Here is a 19,694-nt window from a genome sequence, read left to right as displayed (position 1 = left end):
CAACGCCGTGTGACGCACGTTATTACCGGCTGGTAAACACTGGGATTCGGGGCGGCCAGAACCGGCAACAACCGGGAAACACGGTAGAAAAACCGGACGCCTACGCTGGGTTCATCCGGCAACTCCGGGCCCTGCAGATGGCCTGTCCCGCGCCGCAACCGAAAGGGCCCGCGCATGTCCGCTCCGGCACTGTCCCCGTCATCGTCTCCTTCCACCGGAACGAATTCCACACACCGCATTGTGATCGCCGGTGCCGGGCCGGCGTCACAGGCCCTGGTGAAGCAGCTGGTCCGTGCGCAGTTCTCCGGCAGCATCACTGTCCTCAGCAACCGTGACGACGCACCGTCCGAACTGTTGGAACTCGCAGCCCTCCCGCAGGTGTCCGTCCGGTTCGGCCAGGCTGCCAGCTTTGTCGATGCAGCCAGCCGCTGCGTCGCCACCGCTGACGGCATGGAATTCAGTTACGACCAGCTGGTGATCGCCACCGGCTCCGCCGCCGCGGATTCCCCGGTTGCCGGTGCCCACGGATGCCTGAGCTACTCCACCATTGACGACGCCGCCAGGATCGGTGCCGCTGTCAAGGAAGTCACCCGGTTGCTGGGGAGACGTCCGCTCGGGATCCTGGTCGGTACCGGCGCGGCCGCCGGGCAGGCGGAGGCGGTACTGCGGGCACGAGGTGTCCGGCCCGTCCGGACCACGGTGCGCCCGGCTGCGGTTATTCCCGGCCCCGCGGGCTCCACAATTTCTGCTGCCGGCATTGTGTTTGAGGACGGCAGCAGCATGAACGGCGATCTGGTGGTCCTGGCGGAAGAACGCATCGCCCGGGACGGCCTGGCCGCGAGCGCCGGTGTGGACACAGCCCCCCAAGGCGGCGTTGCCGTCAGCCAGGACTTCCGCACCTCGGTGCCTGGCATCTGGGCCATTGGGGATGCGGCAGCCTTCGACGGCATGCGGCTGGGACTGCTGGTGGCGTCCGGTCCAGCAGCAGGAGCCTGCGCCGCGCAGCTCATGATGGCATCCGCCGTCACGGCGCGGTCGGCCGCCTGACGGCAGGCGGCTGTTCTCCGCGTTACGGCTAGTCCATTGTGGCAAGATGGTCATCTGAGAGCCACGGACAACGCGGCGTCGCCAGGCCCACAAGGCCTACCGGAAAGGACCATCCATGAGCACCGAAGCCATTTCCGGCGCGGCACCCGCAGCCGGCAACATCGCCTCATTCATTGACCACACGCTCCTTAAGCCGGAGGCCAGTGAGGCGGAAATCCTCAAGGTCTGTGCCGAGGCGGTGGAGTACCGGTTCAAGTCAGTCTGTGTTAACCCGGTGTGGATCAAGACGGTCAAGACGGCTCTCAAGGGCTCTGGCGTCCTGGCGTGTTCGGTGATCGGCTTCCCCCTGGGTGCCACACCAAGCGACGTCAAGGCGTTCGAGGCACGCGGTGCAGTCCTGGATGGAGCGGATGAGATCGATATGGTCATCAACATTGCCGCAGCCCGCGCGGAGGACAAGGGCGCGCTGGTGGATGACATCGCCGCGGTGGCTGAGGCCGTCCATGCCGGTGGTGCCATCCTGAAGGTCATCATCGAAACCTCTCTCCTGAGCGACAGCCAGAAGGTCCTGGCCTGCCAAGCTTCGGTAGAAGCCGGCGCCGACTTCGTCAAGACGTCCACCGGGTTCAACGGCGGCGGTGCAACGGCCGGTGATATCGCGCTGATGCGCGCCACGGTCGGCCCTGATCTGGGTGTCAAGGCCTCGGGCGGTGTGCGGTCGCTGGCTGACGCTCAGGCTATGATTGCTGCAGGTGCAACACGTATTGGTGCCAGCTCCGGAATTGCAATCGTCAAAGGCGAACAGGGTTCATCCGCGTACTGATCCGCTCCGGCAGCCGCCACAGTTTGAGCCCCGCGGGGCGGAGGAGAAAAGCATGTCCAAAAACACCGATGTCCAGACTTCCACGATCCAGACCCCCGAGAATGAGAACAAGCTCGGCACCAGCGTTGCGCTGTTCGTCGTTATGATGGTCCTTTTCCTCGGCTCGATCTACTCGCTGTCCTTCCTGAGCCTGGGCAACCCCTGGCCGATGGCCGCCTGCCTGGGCCTGTTCGCCTTGGCATTCTGGATCCCGCAGACAGTGCTTGGCCGCTCGGACTCCGCCGGCGAAAACTAAACTCCTCAGCTCCATCACAGCAGCGGCCCCGGACATTCCGTCCGGGGCCGCCGCTGCATTTTTTGGACTTGGATTGGAGTTCGTCCAGGGTCATAACGACTGAAGGGCAGACGCCATCCAGGTCCACTGCTCCCTCGCAAGTGACCAGCCGGCCATCCCCATGCCCACCATGGCGTACGCGCTGACGGGGATCAGGACCAGCCATTCGCGCCTGGACCCGGCGCGTCCAAGGAGGGGGATGGAGAGTGCTCCATTGGCTTTCCAGATGTCCTGCAACAGCGGCAGTTTCCGCAGGAATTTCGGCGGCTTTATCACCACCGGCCACAGCAGCGGCACTCCCCCGGTGGTAACGAGGTCCCCGATTATGTGGACCACCACACCGATCAGCATGGACATGGGCAGCCAGGTCCACTGGTGCGGCGCGAACCATGTCACAAGGCCAGCCATGATGAGACCGAAGATCCAGTTGCTGATCCAGCCCGACTTCGGAAATAGCTTCAGGGCTTTGGCGGCAATATTGATCATGAACATACACAGCAGCCCGGCGCCGACGGACAGCAACCCCCACGGCGTACTGACCTGGAACTGGGCAACCATCGTGGCGAGCAGCACAAAACCTGCCGCCCCCAGCAGCGAATGCGTCCCCTGGCGGTGACCGCCGCTGATATTTTCGATGCCCACAGCAATGACGTTGGACAGCGGTGGAAGGGAGTGCGCCACCGTACTGGCACGGTGGTCCCAGTCGCACACCAGCGCCGTACCCGCCGTCGCCATGCCGCCGATCAGAATGCCTGTTGCGTCCAGCGGATACCAGCCCAGGGCGTATGGTCCCGCCGAGGCAACGGCCACCCACGCCGCGGCTCCCGAAGCGGCGTGATGTCCTCCCATCATGGCTTAGGCAACTGTCAGTGGCGCCGCCGGCGAAGGCGAGAAGACAGCGGCGATGACCCCGTTGGCCCACTCCAGGATCTCGGCGTCCTGCAGGTCCCGGCCGCCAATCCGTGCCGTTTTGGGTTTGGGGATGAGTACCGCGTCCAGCGCAGGCTTTGATTGTGAGCCGGGGTACATCCTGGTGAGGCGCATGAGTTTGGACTCGGGCAGCTGCGCGGGTGAGAACTTAATGAAGTTGCCCTGCAGCGCCACATCGGAGAGCCCGGCCTCGCGTGCGCCCACCCGGAAACGCGCCACCGAGATCAGGTTTTTTGCCGGCAGCGGAGGTTCGCCGTAGCGGTCCACCAGTTCGGCCAGGACCTCATCAATGGCCTCGTGGGTGATCGCCGCTGCGAGTTTGCGGTACGCCTCCAGGCGCAGCCGTTCACCGGGTACGTAGTCGTGCGGAAGGTGCGCGTTGACGGGCAGCTCGATCTTCATCTCGGCTGCCTTCTCCTCGGCTTCGCCGCGGAAGTCGGCCACGGCCTCGCCCACCAGCCGGATATACAGATCGAAGCCCACACCCTGGATGTGGCCGGACTGCTCTCCGCCCAGCAGGTTGCCGGCGCCACGGATTTCCAGGTCCTTCATGGCCAGCTGCAAACCCGCGCCGAGCTCGTTGTGGGCGGCGACCGCCTTGAGCCGTTCCAGCGCCACCTCGCCCAGCGGCTTCTCCGACGGGTACAGGAAATACGCGTACGCGCGCTCCCGGCCACGCCCCACCCGGCCTCTCAGCTGGTGCAGCTGCGAAAGCCCGTATTTGTCCGCACCGTCCACAATGAGGGTGTTGGCGTTGGAAATGTCCAGGCCGGTTTCGATGATGGTGGTGCACACCAGGACGTCGAAGCGCTTCTCCCAGAAGTCGACGATGACCTGTTCCAGCCGGCTCTCGGACATCTGGCCGTGTGCCACCTCCACCCGCGCCTCAGGGACCAGCTCACGGATTTTGGCCGCGGTCCGGTCAATGGAGGAGACCCTGTTGTGGACGAAGAACACCTGGCCCTCACGCATCAACTCGCGGCGGATGGCGGCCGAGGTCTGTTTGTCCGTATAGGGGCCAACGTAGGTAAGGACCGGGTGCCGTTCTTCCGGCGGCGTGGCCAACGTGGACGTTTCGCGGATGCCCGTCAGCGACATCTCCAGGGTGCGGGGAATCGGGGTGGCGCTCATGGCCAGCACGTCCACATTGGTGCGCATCTTTTTCAGCGCTTCCTTGTGTTCAACTCCGAAGCGCTGTTCCTCGTCCACGATCACCAGGCCGAGGTCCTTGAAGGCAAAGTCCTTCGACAACAGGCGGTGGGTGCCGATCACCACGTCCACGGAACCGTTCTTGACTCCTTCCACGGTCTCCTTGGTCTCCTTGGCGTTCTGGAAACGCGACAGCGGCTTGACCTGCAGCGGAAAGCCGGAAAACCGCTCAGTGAAGGTCTCGTAGTGCTGCTGGGCCAGCAGGGTGGTGGGCACCAGCACCGCCACCTGCTTGCCGTCCTGGACGGCCTTGAAGGCTGCGCGGACGGCAATTTCGGTCTTGCCGTAGCCCACATCACCGGACACCAGCCGGTCCATGGGAATTTCGCGTTCCATGTCCGCCTTGACCTCATTGATGGTGGTCAGCTGGTCAGGGGTTTCCACATAGGGGAAGGCTTCCTCCAGCTCGCGCTGCCACGGGGTATCCGGGCCGAAGGCATAGCCTCTGGAAGCCATCCGGGCCGAATACAGCCGGATCAGCTCGCCGGCGATCTCCTTGACGGCTTTGCGCGCCTTGGACTTGGTGCTGGACCAGTCCGAGCCGCCCATCTTGCTGAGCGCGGGGGCATCCCCTCCCGCGTACCGCGTCACCTGGTCAAGCTGGTCCGTCGGCACGAACAGCCGGTCGCCCGGAGCGCCACGCTTGGACGGGGCGTATTCCAGCACGAGGTACTCGCGGACACCATCACCGCCGCCGGCAACCTTGCGCTGGATCAGCTCCACAAACCGGCCGATTCCGTGCTGCTCGTGGACCACATGGTCTCCGGCGAGCAGCTGCAGCGGGTCTACGGCGTTCCGCCGCTTGGACGGCATCCGACGCATGTCCTTTGTGGAACCGGCGGACGTGCGGCCCAGGAGATCCGCTTCCGTGAGGAGCCCTACCTTGAGTCCGTCCAGAACAAAACCGCGTCCGACGGCGGCTGTGGTCACCTCGATGATGCCTGCCTGGGGATCATCGTCCAGGGAGTCCACCCTGGCGCAAGGGATATCGGCATCGTGGAAGAGTTCGGCCAGCCGCTGGGCCGGGCCGGGGCCTTCGGTGACCACCACGATCCGCCACTGGTCCCGTACATGGGAGCCGATGAACTCCAGCATTTCCGCAACGTCGCCCTGGTAGCCTCGGGGCTCCCGGGCATGGAGGTTCAGGACATCGACGTCCGGCAACAGTTCCTCATCGGTGGCAAGGGAGGTGATGGACCACCAGGACACACCGTGTCCGAGCGCTGCGGAACGGGTGTCCGTCAGGGAACGGAAGCTGGCAGAGTGCAGATCCGCCGAGGCCTGGGAGAGCAGATCAAGGGGCGCGGTGCCACCGTCCGACGCTGTTGACCAGGCAGCTTCCAGGAATTCCTCGTTCGTGGCGGCAAGGTCATGGGCACGGGCCCGGACCTTCTCAGGTTCGATCACCACGGAAATGGAACCCGCAGGCAGCTGCCCCAGAAAGGGGACCATGGCGTCCACCAGTACCGGCGCCAAGGATTCCATCCCTTCGACGGCGATGCCGCCGGCGATCTTTTCCAGCATGTCTGCAGCTGCGGGCAACTGGGACTTGAGGGTTGCGGCCCGGGACATCACGGACGGCGTGATCAGGATTTCGCGGCAGGGCGGGGCATGCAGCTCGGTGGGGTGCTTCACGCCTCCGGTGGCGGAACCTGTCGACGCCAGCGAGCGCTGGTCGGCAACGGCGAACCAGCGCATCTGGTCCACCTCATCGCCGAAGAACTCAACCCTGATGGGGTGGTCCTCGGTGGGCGGGAAGACATCAAGGATACCGCCGCGGACGGCGAACTCACCCCGGTGGGTCACCATGTCCACCCGCGCGTAGGCAGCGTCGGCGAGGCTCCGCACCACTTCAGTGAAGGGGATTTCCTGGCCAATTTTCAGTGTCACCGGCGCCAGCTCGCCGAGGCCGGCCACAATGGGCTGGACCACGGCACGGACCGGGGCCACGATCACACGCAGCGGCACTCCCGCTGAGGACTCCGGGTGCGCCAGCCGCCGGAGGACGGACAGCCGTCTGCCCACGGTGTCCGAGCGCGGCGAGAGCCGCTCGTGGGGAAGGGTTTCCCAGCTGGGGAACTCAGCTACGCAGTCCGCCGGGAGGTAGGCGCGCAGCGCGGCTGTCAGGTCCTCGGCCTCGCGGCCTGTTGCGGTGACGGCAAGCACCACTGCCGGCGCCATAACAGCCGGAGCGCCGCCGTCGGCCGTTCCTTTTCCGCTTTCTCCTGTGGCGAAGGCCGACAGCCCGTCCGCCATCTCGGCCAGCAGGACGGCACGCAGCCCCGTCGGGGCGCTGATCTGGTAGTCCTCGCTGCGGATGGCGAATCCCCGGGCCGCCTCGGCCCGCACCCGGGCGAAGGTCTTGTCCGCTGCCAGGACGCGGCGCAGCCCGTCAAGTGAGGGGCCGTTATGGGACGGGCCGTTGAGGCTCATGGCAGAAGCTCCTGTGGTATTCAGGCGGAAGCAGGCAACACGAAAGCCCGAAATTCGCGAGAATCCCGGGTGCTCCCAGCCTACCCCCGCTCCGTGATGACCGTCGTCATACTCGTTGGCTGAGCCTGCCGGCAGCGGGAATGGCGCCGCCTCCAAAACCTGCCCGGTGCCAACCAAACCACCTCAACACCGTAGGATGTGGGGAGCAAAAAGCCTTTCCGCCCCCACAATGGAGGATCCATGGCACTCAGTGCATCCACAACCCTGCCCCACAGCGTCGAGAGCGTCGCAGCTGTCCTCATCAATGAGGACTTCCAGCGCCACACGAGCGAAGTCGTAGGCGGAACCCTCGAGTCCTTCGCCGTGACCGGCGACGTCGCCGGTGCCTTCAGCACCACCTCGGTGCGAACCCTGCCCACTACACGCCTGCCCGAGATCGCCCGCAAGTTCGTGGGTGAAAGCCTCACGGTGACACAGGTCGAAAACTGGGACGCCCCTGCTGCAGACGGTTCCCGCCAAAGCAAGATCTCCCTCACCATCGCCGGCGCGCCGATCGACGTCGCCGCCGAACAGCGTCTTGTGGCCGAGGGAAGCAGCACCCGCATGGAACTCGCCGGCACTGTGACCTCTTCCGTGCCCTTCCTCGGCAGCAAAATCGCGCAGGCAGCCGAGCCCATGGTGGGCAAAGCACTGAACATCCAGTCGCAACAGGCGCAGGCCTGGCTGGAAAGCCACTGAGGCTGTGCAGCTCAACACGGCACTGTCCTGGGTTCTGATCATTGCCGGAATCTGGTCATTGATCGTCTGGCCGCAGTTCCTGCGGCGGGTCATCAACGATCCCCGCGCCCGGGACTCAGCCGGCAGGGCCACGAAGTTCCTCACCGTGCACGTGGTGCTGGTCAGCATCTCCATGGTGCTGGGGGCGACGACGGCGGCAATCGGCGCTGCAGCCCTGCTTCACTAGGTGTAGAAACAACCAGCCAGCACCAGGGTGCCTACGATGCCTGGTTCAGTGCGTCCTCTGCCGCCACCCAGGAGATCATGGCGCACTTGACCCGGGCGGCGTAGCGGGCAACGCCTTCAAACGCAGCAGCGTCGCCCAGTATCTCGGGATCCGCATGGACCTTCCCGCGGGACCGGAGGACTTCCCTGAAGTTCCCGATCACCCCGCGGAGTTCGCCCACGGACATGCCCTCGGCCATCTCGCTCAACACGGAGGCGGAGGCCATGGAGATGGAGCACCCTGCCCCGTCCCAGGAAATCTGCGCCACCTTACCGTCGTCCACCGCTACCCGGAGTGTGACTTCGTCGCCGCAGACCGGATTCAGCTGGTGCGATTGGCCTGTGGCGGCGCCCTCCGGGGCCGCTGTCCCGGACAGTCCGCTGCCGTGCCGGGTCTTGGAATGATCCAGTATGATCTGCTGGTAAAGCTGGTCGAGACTCATGCTTGGCACCTGTTTCTTGTGTCCGGGCTCTAGGCCTGGAAATAGGCTCGGACTCCGGAGACGGCGTCCAGAAAGTCGTCGACGTCGTCGGTGGTGTTGTACAGATACGCACTGGCACGGGTGGTGGCCGTCAGGCCCAGTCTGCGGTGCAGCGGCTGGGCGCAGTGGTGGCCCACACGGACGGCGATGCCGCGCGAATCCAGGAACTGTCCGACGTCGTGCGCGTGCACTCCGGTGACATCAAAGGCCGCGAGGCCGATCCGCTCCTGGCCGGACGCCGGGCCCAGGACGCGGATGCCGTCGATGCGCTCCAGCCCGCTGACCATCCGCTGGCCTAGTTCCGATTCCCAGCGGTGGATACGGTCCATGCCCGTTTCCGTGAGGTAGTTGACCGCAGCAGCCAATGCGACAGCCTGGGAGATCCGCTGCGTTCCGGCTTCAAACCGCTGCGGGGCCGGCAGGTACTCCGCCCGGTCCATGGTCACCGTAGTGATCATGGACCCGCCGGTCAGGAACGGCGGAAGCACATCCAGCAGTTCCTGCTTGCCATACAGCACACCGATGCCTGTCGGAGCCAGCATCTTATGTCCGGAGAACACAGCGAAGTCGACATCCAGGGCCCTGACGTCCAGAGCCATATGCGGAGCAGACTGGCACGCGTCCAACACCACGAGCGCACCGGCACGACGCGCCAGCGCCACGAGTTCCTGCACGGGGTTGATAACGCCCAGGACATTCGAGGCATGGGTGAACGCGAGCACCTTGGTGCGGTCACCCACAATGCCTTGGGCCTGCTCCAGCTGCAACGCGCCGGAATCGTCAATCGGAACGTACCGCAAGGTGGCGCCGGTCCTGAACGCCAGCTCCTGCCAAGGAATGAGATTTGCGTGGTGCTCCATTTCGGTGACCACAATTTCGTCTCCGGGTCCGACGGCGAGGTCCTTCAGCCGTTTGTCCCCCCGGCCCTGGGCCGCCCAAAGCGCGGCGTTGGACAGTGCGTAGCTGATCAGGTTCAGGCCTTCGGTGGCGTTGGACGTCCACACCGTTTCCTCATAGCCGGCGCCGATGAAGTCCGCCACCGTCTGGCGGGCGTCCTCAAAAACCTCGGTGGCTTCAACCGCAAGGTGGTGGGCACCGCGATGCACGGCGGCGTTACGCTGCTCGTAGAACTCCTGCTCGGCTTCGATCACGCTCAGCGGATTCTGTGAGGTGGCGCCGGAGTCCAGATACACGAGGCGCCGGCCGTTGACCAGCTGGTCGAGCACCGGGAAGTCGTTCCGGATACGCCCCACTTCGGTGTTATCCAGGGCCGGCAAGGAAGGCGCCAGCGTGGTTGGCGTTGAAACTACGGCCAATGGGAACTCCTTGGAAATGCCAGTGGAAGACATTCAATTGTCCCACGGATGCAGCGGCCCGCCCACGAGGGGAGCCGCCGCATCCTGTCCGGAGAATCCCGGCACAGTTAGAGGGCCGGCGACGGCTGGGGGGAGAGCCTCGGTCTCAGAAGACTCTGACGTCGCCGGCCCCGTCTGGATCCGAACCATACTGTCCGGAAGTTGAAGGTGTGTCTCGGGGGCCTGATGTGAAGTAATGGAACGACGGGGCCTAATTTCGACCCCTTTTGTTTCCACTCTCAGTTAATCGTGCGGAGACCGCTACGGCACGAGTAGCGTGTACTCGTTTTTGGCACATCCGACTACGGGGTACGGGCACGCGATACCCGAATTCCGGAAAACACCACTTGCAGGGCTTTGCGTCTGGTGCCCGAAATGACCAACCGCAAGGCGGACTGGCCGGGCGGGCTGATGGAAGACTAACCCTTGGGCAGTGCCTGCGTGAGTTCATCACGCCGCCGCACGCCCAGCTTGACGTAGCTTCGGTACAGATGGCCCTCTACGGTACGCACCGAGACCATCAGCTTCTGCGCAATCTCGCGGTCGGTGAGGCCGTTGATGGCGAGCTCGATGATGTCGCGTTCCCGCCGTGTCAGGTGGAAGGTCGGAACAGAAGCAATAAACGAGCCTGTCCGGAAACGTTCGCCCAGTTCATGGTCGCATTTCTCGCGCAGAGCCACCGCTTGTCTGGACCGCCGGTGCTCCCCCGCTTTTTCAAGAATGGCACTGGCCTTGGAGTAGGCCTCGCGGGCCAGGTTGGCCAGTCCTGACTGTTCCAGGTCTGATGCCACAGTCATCAGGGAATCAGCATCATCTGACACCCAAGCCCCGGACAAGGACAGTAACCCCGACGCCCAGCGGCCTTCAATCCCCTCGGCCACGGTGCCGATCAGTGGCATCACGGAGTGATCTCCCAATTCGGAACACAGGGCAAGGCACTCCAGAAGGACCCCCGGCATCTCAGCGGCCTGGAGAGTTGTTGTCAGAGTGTGCAACGCGGCCAGGCCTTTGCCGTCCCCGGCAAGATACTCCGACGCTGCCGCCACGTAGCCTGCCGCGGCGAGGTCGCTTGCGGCGCTGGAGGCGTGCGTGGCTCCTTTGTAGTCGAGTTCCAGACGCCTCGCCTGCGCGGCGTCCCCCAGCCTTGCTGCTGCGTAGAATCCGAGGGCAGAACCCAGCCGGAACTGCTGCAGCGGATCATTGACACGCAGTGTTTCAAGTGCAGGCAGCAGCAGCTGATAGGCACGCTCGATCCTGCCCTGGCGCAAACAGGCCAGACCACGAAGCAGCTGTACACCGCCGCTGAACGAGGTGGGGCCCGGCGCGTGTCCGGCGCTGTAGCTGGCCAGTTCACGCTGCGCTGACTCCCACTCTCCTGCTGCCAGGTACCCCTCTACGAGCCTGCTGAGGACAAACTCATTGAAAAAGTAGAGCCCGTGCTGCAGCGACGCCAGTCCGGCAGCTGCCTGGCGGGCTGCGGAAATTCCCTGTTCCGGGCGCCCAGCCCCAATCACCGTCTGGGCAAGCAGTGCGAGACCCACAGTCTTGATTGCGGCCACCGCAGCTGCGCCGGGGCTATTGGTGCCGGGCTTGTTGGCGTCGGGCTTGTTGTCCTCAAGCGACTCAACAATGGATTGGAGACCCACATGGTCACCTGATGCGGCGAGCTCCAGGAATGCGTGGATGGTGTCCTGCCAGCTTTGAACGGGGTCGCTGCCATCTGCAGATAGCTGCTCTCGCGACTCCGCCCGGAGCTGAAGGGCAGACTTTCCCAGAGCCAGATGCGCCGCTGCGCGCAACATTAGAATGTGTGCAGCTTCGGGATCTGACGCCATCGGAAGCCAGCAATCATCCAGCAGGTCCGCTGCATCTGCGTAATTTCCCCCGTTGAAGAGAGCCCGGGCCATGATTGCCTGCGCGCGGGGAACCAGCCGCGGATCACTGACCCGGGAGGCAAGGCGATGGGCACTGGTATTCCTGGACATATCCAAGGCACGTGCGGCGGCCTCCAACAGATCCGCCGCCGGGACGTCGAGGCCACATTCCAACGACCATTCCACGGCTCGAAGCCGGCCCTCGGAACCTTCTGCCTGAGCGCCCAGGTGGCTCCAGAGTTTCCCTCGCAGCTGCAGGCTCCGTGATATCGAAATCTGTCCCCGGAGTGCCTGGCCGAACACTGCAGGGTACAGCCGAAGCTCCGAGGAGTTGCCGGGGGCTATGGCCTGATGGTCCAGAAGAGAGCGCACGACGCCGGCTCCGCATATTTCCTCGATCAGGCTGCGCCGCACAGGTTCGGCCAGAGCAATGAGCTTCAAGGCCTCTTGCTCCTCGGCAGATCTGCAAAGCAGGGCCTTGGATGCGACGGCGGCCAATCCGGGGCCGTCACCGTGCAGCGGAGCAAGCAACAGCCAGATGCCATTGCGTTTCACCAGGACTCCCTGGTCCATTGCGTCATGCAGCAGGCATTCCAGCAGCAAGGGGTTCCCACCCGACGCGGACCAGAAGCTGTTGACTGTGTCTTCAGGCACCGACCCGTCCAGGGAGTGGGCCATCACTTCGGTGACCTGATCCCGGTTCAATGGCTGCAGATCGATCCGCTCGGCAAGGCCGTCGTACCACAGCTGGTTTAATGCCTGCGGAAGGCCGGGCCGCGGACGGCCCGCCGCCAGCACACTGGCCCATCTTGCCGAAATCATGTCCACTATGATGCTTGCGGTTGCTTCATCCAGGTGATGGGCGTCATCGACCACAAGGAGCATCGGAGCGTCTTTGGCTGACTTCAGCTGCTGAAAATACGTCCAGACGGATCTCAGGACGGCAATCGGCGACACGGATTCCTCGGCCGACAAACCCGACGTGTACGGTGCCAGCACGCCGTAAGGAACGTGGGCCAGGGATGAGCTGCCATGGATACGCAGGACAGTCATTTCTGTTGAGAGCCGCCTGGTCAGCGCATCAATGACCGTAGATTTGCCTATACCGGGCGCTGCCATCAGGAACACCGCCGGGCTGGTCCGGCTCCTGATGATTGTGCAGATACGATCCAACGATTCACGGCGTCCCGTGAGTTGGCTGTGAACCTGCACCGGCCTCGGAAAATGGCCGTTAGACGAGTCCAGGCAGATCACCCCGGGAAGTCACGCCAAGCTTTGTGAAGACCTGGTATAGGTGTCCTTCAACCGTCCGGACGGAAACCCCGACATCCAGTGCGATGTCCCGGTTGGTCGTACCACGTCCGGCCAGTCGGGCGATCTGACGTTCCCGTGCAGTGAGCAGCGGGCTGCCACTGCTGGGCACGATCGGAAGCGTCAGGACAGTGGAGGTGAGGTTATCCAGCCGGGACTGGGCCACCCTGGCAGATGCAGAGTCACCTGCTTGCCGGGCGAAATCCACGGCCAACGCTACGCAGCGTGCTTCAACGGCGTCGAGTTCCAGTGAGGCCGCGAGTTCGGCGCCAGCCAGGAGGATCTTGGCGTCTTTGGTCCGGGTACCCCGGGCAATGAGCCCGGATGTTTCCGCGAGCGGGCCTTGGCGGTGCCCGGCAACCTCCTCGAGGAGCCTGAAGTCCTCGTCGGTTCCGTTCACTGTGGCACCCAGCAGGCTGATGCCGGCCAAGGTGTAGCGGCCTTCGGCCATGTGCCGGCGGGCTGCTGCCATCAGCCGTCTGGCGGCGTCGGGCTCCCCAAGCCATCTTCCGGCCATGTCCGCACAGAACTCAGTCGAAGTCCGGGTTTCGAAAGTTCCCGGGCCTTTGGAATGACGATGAAGGTCCAGGTACTTGCGGGCTTGCCCTGCGTTGCCGATCTGCGCATAGGCAAATGCCGTCGCGGCGTAGGCTGCCTGCAGGGTATTCATTGCCGGCCTGAGTTCAAGTTGCGCAACTGCTGAAAGCAACGAATCCAGGGCCACGGCACCCCTGCCCGAATATACATAGGCGAGACCGATGGACAGATCCGTCGAAGCGCTCCGGAACGCCGACCTTTGTGTGAATTGTCCTTTCGGCGGGCTGATGAGATCGATGCACTGACGCCAGCGACCGGCTTGCAGCAGCACGGTGTAGGCACGCATGCCGAACGTTTCCCGAAGCCCCACGATCTCGCCGGCGTCTGAGAGCTGTCCGCCCAGAAGCCTCATAAGCTGCAGCGCGTCCATTTCCCTGCCGACCGTTGACAGTGCTTCCATCAGGATGAAGGAAGCATGCATCCGGAACCACAGATCATTGTTCTGCCGGGGGTCGGCTGCCTGCTCCAATGCTGGCAGCATGGAAACGAAATCGCCCGCGAAAGCCCGGTACTGGAATTCGCTCAGGGAAATCCGGTTTGCCGCAGCCGCGAGTGGATGGGGCCATGGGCTGGCCATGCCGGGTTCTATGCCAAGCCGGGAGCGCGCGCTGGCCAGCAATGCGGGGACCTTTCCGCTGAGCTCCGGGAGCCAGACCATAACATCGCATTTGGCCGCCACCACCTCCGCGTAGTCCAGGGCACCAAGTTGCTCTGTCTGCGGCTGGGAAATGTCCTCCAGCGCAGCCATGGCCTGAAGCGGCAAATCCAGCAGGAGGTATGCGGCAGCCTTCTGACGCTGCCCGGCAACCCACTCCGCATCTGTCCTCTTCAGGCTTGCAGCGAAACTCAAGGCAAACTGCGGGTCAAAAAGCTGGACGGCGGCCGCCGCGGCTGCTAACGCGACGGCCGGGCTGAGTTCCGCCTGGCACTCGCGGGTCCAGGCCGCAAATCCAAGCAGCTCCTCCACAGTCAGGCCGGAAACCTCAGGCTCGTGGCCGTCCAACAGCAGATGACGCAGTTCACGCCGCCGGGCGATGCTGAGCCAGGACCTAACCACTTCCCCCAGATACGGTTCGCGGAGGGATACCCAGCGGGACTCCGCGGTTCCCACGGCCAGCAGCCCCGCGTCCTCCATGTCGGCCACGGTGTCTGTCCCGTATATTGCAGTGAGCCTCGCCAGCGAAACGTTCCGCGCGCAGGACAGCATTTCGATGACCTCGCGGGTCTCCGGTGTCTCTCTTGACCAGCGGGACCGGACGATGTCATCGAGCCCGGCGGCCCCGTCGAGAACTACTTTGTCGCGCAGCGTCCAGACCGAGTTGGACAGGACAAGATTTCCCGATTGCTGCTGCTCGGCGACGAGTGCCCGGAGCAGCATGGGGTTGCCCCCTACGATCGAGTGATACGTACTGACGAGCGCCGACGATACCCGGTGGCCCAGCATGGTCAGGAGCAGCTGACGGGTCTGTAGTTCGTTGAGATTCTCCACCCGGACTTCCGTGAGCCGGCGCTCAGTGATCAGCCAATGGAAGTCAGCAGGAAGATCACTGGTTCCCGGCGCTATGGCTATGATCCGCGCAGTCCGGGTCAGGAGGATGTTAAGCAGTACGCCCGCGCTCATGTCATCCAGCGCACCGTTGCTGTCCAGCGTAATGACGCACTCACGGCCCGCGGCATCGCTGCGGATCAGCGACGTGATTCCGTGCAGAATGGCTGTGGGCGATCCCATGGCCGATTGTGGGAGCCGTGCCAGCAAGAAAGCCAGGCAACCGTACGGAGTCTTCGAACCGGTCATGGTGTTGCGGAGCTGCAGGCCGAATACACGCGGGCCAAGTTCGTCAACAACGGTGCGCGCCAGCGACGATTTACCGACGCCCCGCGCTCCGGTAACCACAACGCCCAGGGATTCGGGTTCGGTCAGGGCAGCACGAATAGTTTCAACGTCTGCGCTGCGGGCCGGCAGCGTCCACTGGTGATGCCCTGCGTTAACGGAAGAATCCGCCGGCGCTGCCAGCGTACTTCCCGTTGACCCACGTCCCCAGCTGAGTGGCTCAGTTGACATGAACTTTCCTTACATCCCCGTCGGCGGGATGTAGGCGTCTCCGCCTCCCCCGCTTAGGAGAAGACTACCCCCTGCCACCGACACTAAAACAGGGCGTAACGTTTCACATTTCCAGAGCCTTGTGGAAAGGCAGTTTGGTCAAGCCCCGCCAGGAACATCCGGCAATGTCGATATGTGCCGTGCACGGCGGGATCTCAGACTTTGGCTGGGTGGAATTTCTGTTGTGCGGAGAGCAACCCGTCCTTGACAAGCAGTTCGACGGCATCGGCAGCGTCGTCGAGCAGGAAGGGAAGTTCCTTCTTTTCGGCCGCCCCGAAATCCCGGAGGACATAGTCGGCGGTGTCCATCCTGCCGGGCGGCCGGCCTACTCCCACCCTGACCCGCAGGTAGTCCTTGGTGGCGAGTGCTTTGGACATATCACGGAGACCGTTGTGGCCGCCTTCGCCGCCGCCGATCTTCAGCTTGACTGTGTTGAACGGGATGTCGATCTCGTCATGCACAGCAACCACGTGCGCGGGATCGATGTCGTAGAACTTCGCCAGGGCCGAAACCGGCCCCCCGGAGAGGTTCATGTAGCACATGGGCTTCGCCAGAATGACCCGGGGTCCGCCAATTCCGAGCCTGCCTTCGAGGACTCGTGCCCGGGACTTGTGTGCCTTGAAACCCCCGCCCATTCGCGCCGCCAGTCCGTCCAGCACCATCTGGCCGACATTGTGCCGGTTGCGGCTGTATTCGGCCCCGGGGTTGCCGAGGCCTACGATCAGCCAGGTTTCAGTCATGGATCAATCCTAAGGTGGGCATCCCGCCGTCGACGTTCCCACATCGACACGGGGTACTTTAGTGCTGAAAAGCCTGTAGCCGGGACCCAAAGGGGACCCGGCCACAGGAAAGCAGGAGACTAAGCGGTGAGCCGCTCACACCGGCTTGATTGCCCGGTGTGTTACTCGGCAGCCGCAGCGGTGGAAGCTTCGCCTTCTTCGTCAGCGGACTCGTTGGCCTCGGAGATGTGAACCACCAGGGAGTCAGCGTCGGCAAGCAGGACTGAGCCCTTGGGCAGCACAAGATCCGAAGCATGGATGTGCTGGCCGGCGGTGCGGCCTTCGATGTTGATCTCGATGGCGTTGGGCAGGTGAGTGGCCTCTGCCTCGAGCGAGATCACCGTGAGTTCCTGGTTGAATACGTTTCCGGGAGCAAGTTCGCCCACGACGTGTACGGGGACGTCCACGGTAACCTTCTCGCCCTTGATGACGGTGAGGAGATCCATGTGCTCGATGATCTGCTTGATCGGATCGCGCTGGATGTCCTTGACCAAGGCAAGGTGCTCTTCGCCGTCGATGTCCAGGGTCAGCAGTGCGTTCGCAGCGCGGACGGCCAGGGTGATGGAACGGGCCGGAAGGGCAACGTGGATAGGCTCTGCTCCGTGGCCGTAGATGACAGCCGGGATCTGGCCGTTCATGCGGGCGCGGCGGGCATAGCCCTTGCCGAATTCGGTGCGCAGTTCTGCGGCAAACTTCTGCTCAGCCATGTGTTTCTCCTTGAGTACTAAGTGTTGTTCAGCAAGGGCGGAGGTCTGTTTACGACCTTCAACGCCGGGCGGCCAGATGACGGCCCTTCCAGAAGGAGATTCAGACCCAGTCGATAACGGAGACATGCAGTCCGGTTTCCCGGAGATGCTCTCCCTCGCCAAGGTATCGTCAAAAAGTTTAGCAGCGTTGGGCCCGTTTACTGAAACGGGCCCAACGCTGCCGGGTGAGCTGGTCAGGCGTTGCCGTCGAACAGGCTGGTGACGGAACCGTCGTCGAACACTTCACGGATGGCCCGCGCAATCAGCGGTGCGATGGACAGCACCGTCAGTTGCGGAAAGCGCTTGTCCGCCGGGATGGGCAGGGTGTTGGTGACCACCACTTCGCGGGCACCGGACTCGGACAGCCGCTTGCCGGCAGGGTCCGAGAAGACTGCGTGGGTGGCCGCAATGATGACGTCCTTGGCACCGGCGTTCTTCAGGACCTGGACGGCGCCGGAGATGGTTCCGCCGGTGTCGATCATGTCGTCGATGAGGACGCAGGTGCGTCCTTCGACCTGGCCCACCACGGTCTTGGAAATGGCCTGGTTGGGCACGGTGAGGTCGCGGCTCTTGTGAACGAACGCCAGCGGCGCACCGCCAAGGCGCTCGGCCCACTGCTCGGCAACGCGGACGCGGCCGGTGTCCGGGGACACCACCGTGATGTTTTCGGCTTCCACCCTGGTCCGGATATAGTCCGCCAGCAGGGGGATGGCCATGAGGTGGTCCACGGGGCCGTCGAAGAAGCCCTGGATCTGCGAAGTGTGCAGGTCAACGCTCATGATGCGGTCGGCGCCGGCGGTCTTGTAAAGGTCAGCCACGAGACGGGCCGAGATAGGCTCGCGGCCGCGGCCCTTTTTGTCCTGGCGGGCGTACGGGTAGAACGGCGAAACCACGGTGATCCGCTTGGCAGAGGCCCGCTTCAGCGAATCGATCATGATCAGCTGCTCCATCAGCCAGTTGTTCAGCGGTGCCGGGTGCGCCTGGATAACGAAGCAATCCGTTCCGCGGACGCTTTCGCCTGCGCGGACGTAGATCTCACCGTTGGCGAAATCGTAGGCGTCCACCGGCAGCAACTCAGTGCCCAGCTCTTTGGCGATCTCCCGGGCAAGCTCGGGGTGTGCACGCCCAGCGGCGAGCACCAGCTTCTTTTCGCCGCGCGCCGTAATTTCAGCCATTGTTAATTGACCTCTTCTGTAGTTGCCGGGGTACTTGAGGAATCTTTGGTGGCGGCCTCCGCCAGTCTGGCCGACTCTGTGCCGGGTCGGTTCGCAACAACCCAGCCTTCAGCGTTGCGCTGGGCTGCCAGCGACACTGCCAGGGCACCTGCCGGCACGTCCTTGCGGATCACGGCGCCGGCGCCGCTGTAGGCGCCGTCCCCCACCGTGACCGGCGCAACGAAGACCGTGTTGGAACCTGTGCGGACGCCCGAGCCGATCACCGTGCGGTGCTTTTTCTCGCCGTCGTAGTTGGCTGTGACATTTCCGCAGCCGATGTTGGTGTCCTCACCGATTTCGGCGTCACCTGCATAGCCGAGGTGGGAGAGTTTGGAACCGCGGCCGATAGTGACGTTTTTGGTTTCGTAGAATGCGCCGATCTTTCCGGTCTCGCCGAGTACCGTGCCGGGGCGAAGATAGGTGAAAGGGCCGACACTCGCGTGGGCGCCGATTGTGGCCCCTGATCCGTGCGTCCGGGTCACCTTGGCGCCCTCGCCAATGCTGACATCGGTCAGAGTGGTGTCAGGGCCGACGACGGCGTCCCGCGCCACCATCGTGTTGCCGTGCAGCTGGGTGTTGGGAAGGATACGGACGTCTTCCTCCAGGGTGACGGTGGAATCGATCCAGGTGGTTGCGGGATCCACCACGGTGACCCCGGCCCGCATCCAGGCCTCGACGATGCGGCGGTTGTGTTCGGCGCCCAGGGCGGACAGCTGGACGCGGTCGTTGGCGCCTTCCACCTGCCAGCGGTCTGCGGTGACAACGGCGGCCACCCGGCCGCCGGCCTTCCGTGCCAGGCCAAGAACGTCGGTGAGGTACTTTTCACCCTGCGAGTTGTCAGTGGTGACGTGGAGCAGCGCATCACGCAAGATGGCGGCGTCGAAGGCGTAGATGCCTGAGTTGATCTCACGGATTTCGCGTTCCGGATCTGAGGCATCCTTGTGCTCACGGATCCCCGTCACGGTGCCGTCGTCGGCGCGGAGTATGCGGCCGTAGCCCGTGGCGTCGTCCAGAACGGCAGTCAGAACCGTCACGGCATTGCCGTCGGACTCATGGGTTGCAACCAGTTCGGCCAGCATCCCGCCGGTGAGCAACGGCACATCACCGTAAGTCACAACAACCGTGCCGGTGAGCGGCCCGCGGGCGTCCAAGTCACGCAGCGCCACTTCCACCGCGCGACCGGTGCCGGGAATCTCATCCTGGTCAACAATCAGCGCCTCTGGATCAAGCTGGGTGAGATGGGCGGCAACGAGATCCCGCTCATACCTGACCACCAGGGCCAGCTTGCGGGGGTTGATGCTTCGCGCAGCAATCAGAGCATGCCCCACCATGGAGCGTCCGCCGATTTCGTGAAGGATCTTGGGGATACGGGATTTCATCCGGGTACCGGCGCCTGCAGCTAGGACGATAACGGCGGCGGGGCCGGTATTCTCGGGGCTCACGTACGGGCTCTCCTT

The 19,694-nt window shown here is 63.9% G+C and carries 15 protein-coding genes; 5 read left to right on the top strand and 10 right to left on the bottom strand.

Features of this window, described 5'->3' with window-relative positions:
- The first annotated feature begins 174 nt into the window (after positions 1-174).
- From ACQCST_RS07545 to ACQCST_RS07535, 3 genes are all read left to right on the top strand, one after another.
- Positions 175-1,047 carry an FAD-dependent oxidoreductase gene (locus tag ACQCST_RS07545; protein ID WP_426998662.1) on the top strand — a complete coding sequence of 291 codons (873 nt, stop codon included), beginning with the start codon at positions 175-177 and terminating at the stop codon, positions 1,045-1,047.
- Between the two features lie 115 nt (positions 1,048-1,162).
- Positions 1,163-1,870 carry a deoxyribose-phosphate aldolase gene (deoC, locus tag ACQCST_RS07540; protein WP_426998661.1) on the top strand — a complete coding sequence of 236 codons (708 nt, stop codon included), beginning with the start codon at positions 1,163-1,165 and terminating at the stop codon, positions 1,868-1,870.
- A gap of 52 nt (positions 1,871-1,922) precedes the next feature.
- Positions 1,923-2,165, top strand: a complete 243-nt coding sequence (locus tag ACQCST_RS07535; RefSeq protein ID WP_426998660.1) for a hypothetical protein — start codon at positions 1,923-1,925, stop codon at positions 2,163-2,165.
- Positions 2,166-2,255: 90 nt separating this feature from the next.
- Here ACQCST_RS07535 and ACQCST_RS07530 read toward each other — a convergent pair whose 3' ends face one another.
- Positions 2,256-3,056 (bottom strand): metal-dependent hydrolase, encoded by an 801-nt coding sequence (locus tag ACQCST_RS07530; protein WP_426998659.1) that lies wholly within the window; start codon positions 3,054-3,056, stop codon positions 2,256-2,258.
- 3 nt (positions 3,057-3,059) lie between these two features.
- Positions 3,060-6,776: a transcription-repair coupling factor gene (mfd, locus tag ACQCST_RS07525; RefSeq protein ID WP_426998658.1), complete on the bottom strand. Its 3,717-nt coding sequence runs from the start codon at positions 6,774-6,776 to the stop codon at positions 3,060-3,062.
- Between the two features lie 240 nt (positions 6,777-7,016).
- Between mfd and ACQCST_RS07520 the strand changes: the two genes are divergently transcribed.
- Entirely contained in the window at positions 7,017-7,514 is a 498-nt protein-coding gene (locus ACQCST_RS07520; protein ID WP_426998657.1) for a DUF2505 domain-containing protein, read from the top strand.
- Between the two features lie 4 nt (positions 7,515-7,518).
- Complete coding sequence (locus tag ACQCST_RS07515) at positions 7,519-7,740, top strand: SCO4848 family membrane protein (protein ID WP_426998656.1); 222 nt, start codon at positions 7,519-7,521, stop codon at positions 7,738-7,740.
- 31 nt (positions 7,741-7,771) lie between these two features.
- On the opposite strand, the gene sufU is transcribed toward ACQCST_RS07515, so the two are convergent.
- From sufU to glmU, 8 genes are all read right to left on the bottom strand, one after another.
- Complete coding sequence (gene sufU, locus ACQCST_RS07510; RefSeq protein WP_426998655.1) at positions 7,772-8,221, bottom strand: Fe-S cluster assembly sulfur transfer protein SufU; 450 nt, start codon at positions 8,219-8,221, stop codon at positions 7,772-7,774.
- 29 nt (positions 8,222-8,250) lie between these two features.
- The gene (locus tag ACQCST_RS07505; protein ID WP_426998654.1) at positions 8,251-9,576 is read right to left on the bottom strand and encodes a SufS family cysteine desulfurase; all 1,326 of its coding nucleotides are present in this window, start codon (positions 9,574-9,576) and stop codon (positions 8,251-8,253) included.
- A 458-nt stretch (positions 9,577-10,034) separates the two neighbouring features.
- Positions 10,035-12,701: a LuxR C-terminal-related transcriptional regulator gene (locus tag ACQCST_RS07500; protein WP_426998653.1), complete on the bottom strand. Its 2,667-nt coding sequence runs from the start codon at positions 12,699-12,701 to the stop codon at positions 10,035-10,037.
- Positions 12,702-12,720: 19 nt separating this feature from the next.
- Entirely contained in the window at positions 12,721-15,459 is a 2,739-nt protein-coding gene (locus tag ACQCST_RS07495) for a LuxR C-terminal-related transcriptional regulator (protein ID WP_426998652.1), read from the bottom strand.
- Positions 15,460-15,653: 194 nt separating this feature from the next.
- Positions 15,654-16,238, bottom strand: a complete 585-nt coding sequence (gene pth / locus ACQCST_RS07490) for an aminoacyl-tRNA hydrolase (protein ID WP_426998651.1) — start codon at positions 16,236-16,238, stop codon at positions 15,654-15,656.
- Between the two features lie 161 nt (positions 16,239-16,399).
- Positions 16,400-16,984: a 50S ribosomal protein L25/general stress protein Ctc gene (locus ACQCST_RS07485; RefSeq protein WP_426998650.1), complete on the bottom strand. Its 585-nt coding sequence runs from the start codon at positions 16,982-16,984 to the stop codon at positions 16,400-16,402.
- Between the two features lie 233 nt (positions 16,985-17,217).
- On the bottom strand, positions 17,218-18,198 hold the full coding sequence (locus ACQCST_RS07480) for a ribose-phosphate diphosphokinase (protein WP_426998649.1): 981 nt from the start codon (positions 18,196-18,198) through the stop codon (positions 17,218-17,220).
- Positions 18,199-18,200: 2 nt separating this feature from the next.
- Complete coding sequence (glmU, locus tag ACQCST_RS07475; protein ID WP_426999108.1) at positions 18,201-19,616, bottom strand: bifunctional UDP-N-acetylglucosamine diphosphorylase/glucosamine-1-phosphate N-acetyltransferase GlmU; 1,416 nt, start codon at positions 19,614-19,616, stop codon at positions 18,201-18,203.
- Between the last annotated feature and the right edge of the window lie 78 nt (positions 19,617-19,694).

This window comes from Pseudarthrobacter sp. N5 (genome assembly GCF_050157035.1).
Lineage (GTDB): Bacteria > Actinomycetota > Actinomycetes > Actinomycetales > Micrococcaceae > Arthrobacter.
This window is presented reverse-complemented; position numbering and strand designations above follow the sequence as displayed.

Excerpts from the sequence above, each read along its gene's own strand:
- mfd (WP_426998658.1), bottom strand. The coding sequence starts at position 6,776 with ATGAGCCTCAACGGCCCGTCCCATAACGGCCCCTCACTTGACGGGCTG.
- ACQCST_RS07535 (WP_426998660.1), top strand. The coding sequence starts at position 1,923 with ATGTCCAAAAACACCGATGTCCAGACTTCCACGATCCAGACCCCCGAG.
- ACQCST_RS07480 (WP_426998649.1), bottom strand. The coding sequence starts at position 18,198 with ATGGCTGAAATTACGGCGCGCGGCGAAAAGAAGCTGGTGCTCGCCGCT.
- ACQCST_RS07545 (WP_426998662.1), top strand. The coding sequence starts at position 175 with ATGTCCGCTCCGGCACTGTCCCCGTCATCGTCTCCTTCCACCGGAACG.
- ACQCST_RS07530 (WP_426998659.1), bottom strand. The coding sequence starts at position 3,056 with ATGATGGGAGGACATCACGCCGCTTCGGGAGCCGCGGCGTGGGTGGCC.
- deoC (WP_426998661.1), top strand. The coding sequence starts at position 1,163 with ATGAGCACCGAAGCCATTTCCGGCGCGGCACCCGCAGCCGGCAACATC.
- ACQCST_RS07485 (WP_426998650.1), bottom strand. The coding sequence starts at position 16,984 with ATGGCTGAGCAGAAGTTTGCCGCAGAACTGCGCACCGAATTCGGCAAG.
- glmU (WP_426999108.1), bottom strand. The coding sequence starts at position 19,616 with ATGAAATCCCGTATCCCCAAGATCCTTCACGAAATCGGCGGACGCTCC.
- ACQCST_RS07520 (WP_426998657.1), top strand. The coding sequence starts at position 7,017 with ATGGCACTCAGTGCATCCACAACCCTGCCCCACAGCGTCGAGAGCGTC.
- sufU (WP_426998655.1), bottom strand. The coding sequence starts at position 8,221 with ATGAGTCTCGACCAGCTTTACCAGCAGATCATACTGGATCATTCCAAG.
- ACQCST_RS07495 (WP_426998652.1), bottom strand. The coding sequence starts at position 15,459 with ATGTCAACTGAGCCACTCAGCTGGGGACGTGGGTCAACGGGAAGTACG.
- pth (WP_426998651.1), bottom strand. The coding sequence starts at position 16,238 with ATGACTGAAACCTGGCTGATCGTAGGCCTCGGCAACCCCGGGGCCGAA.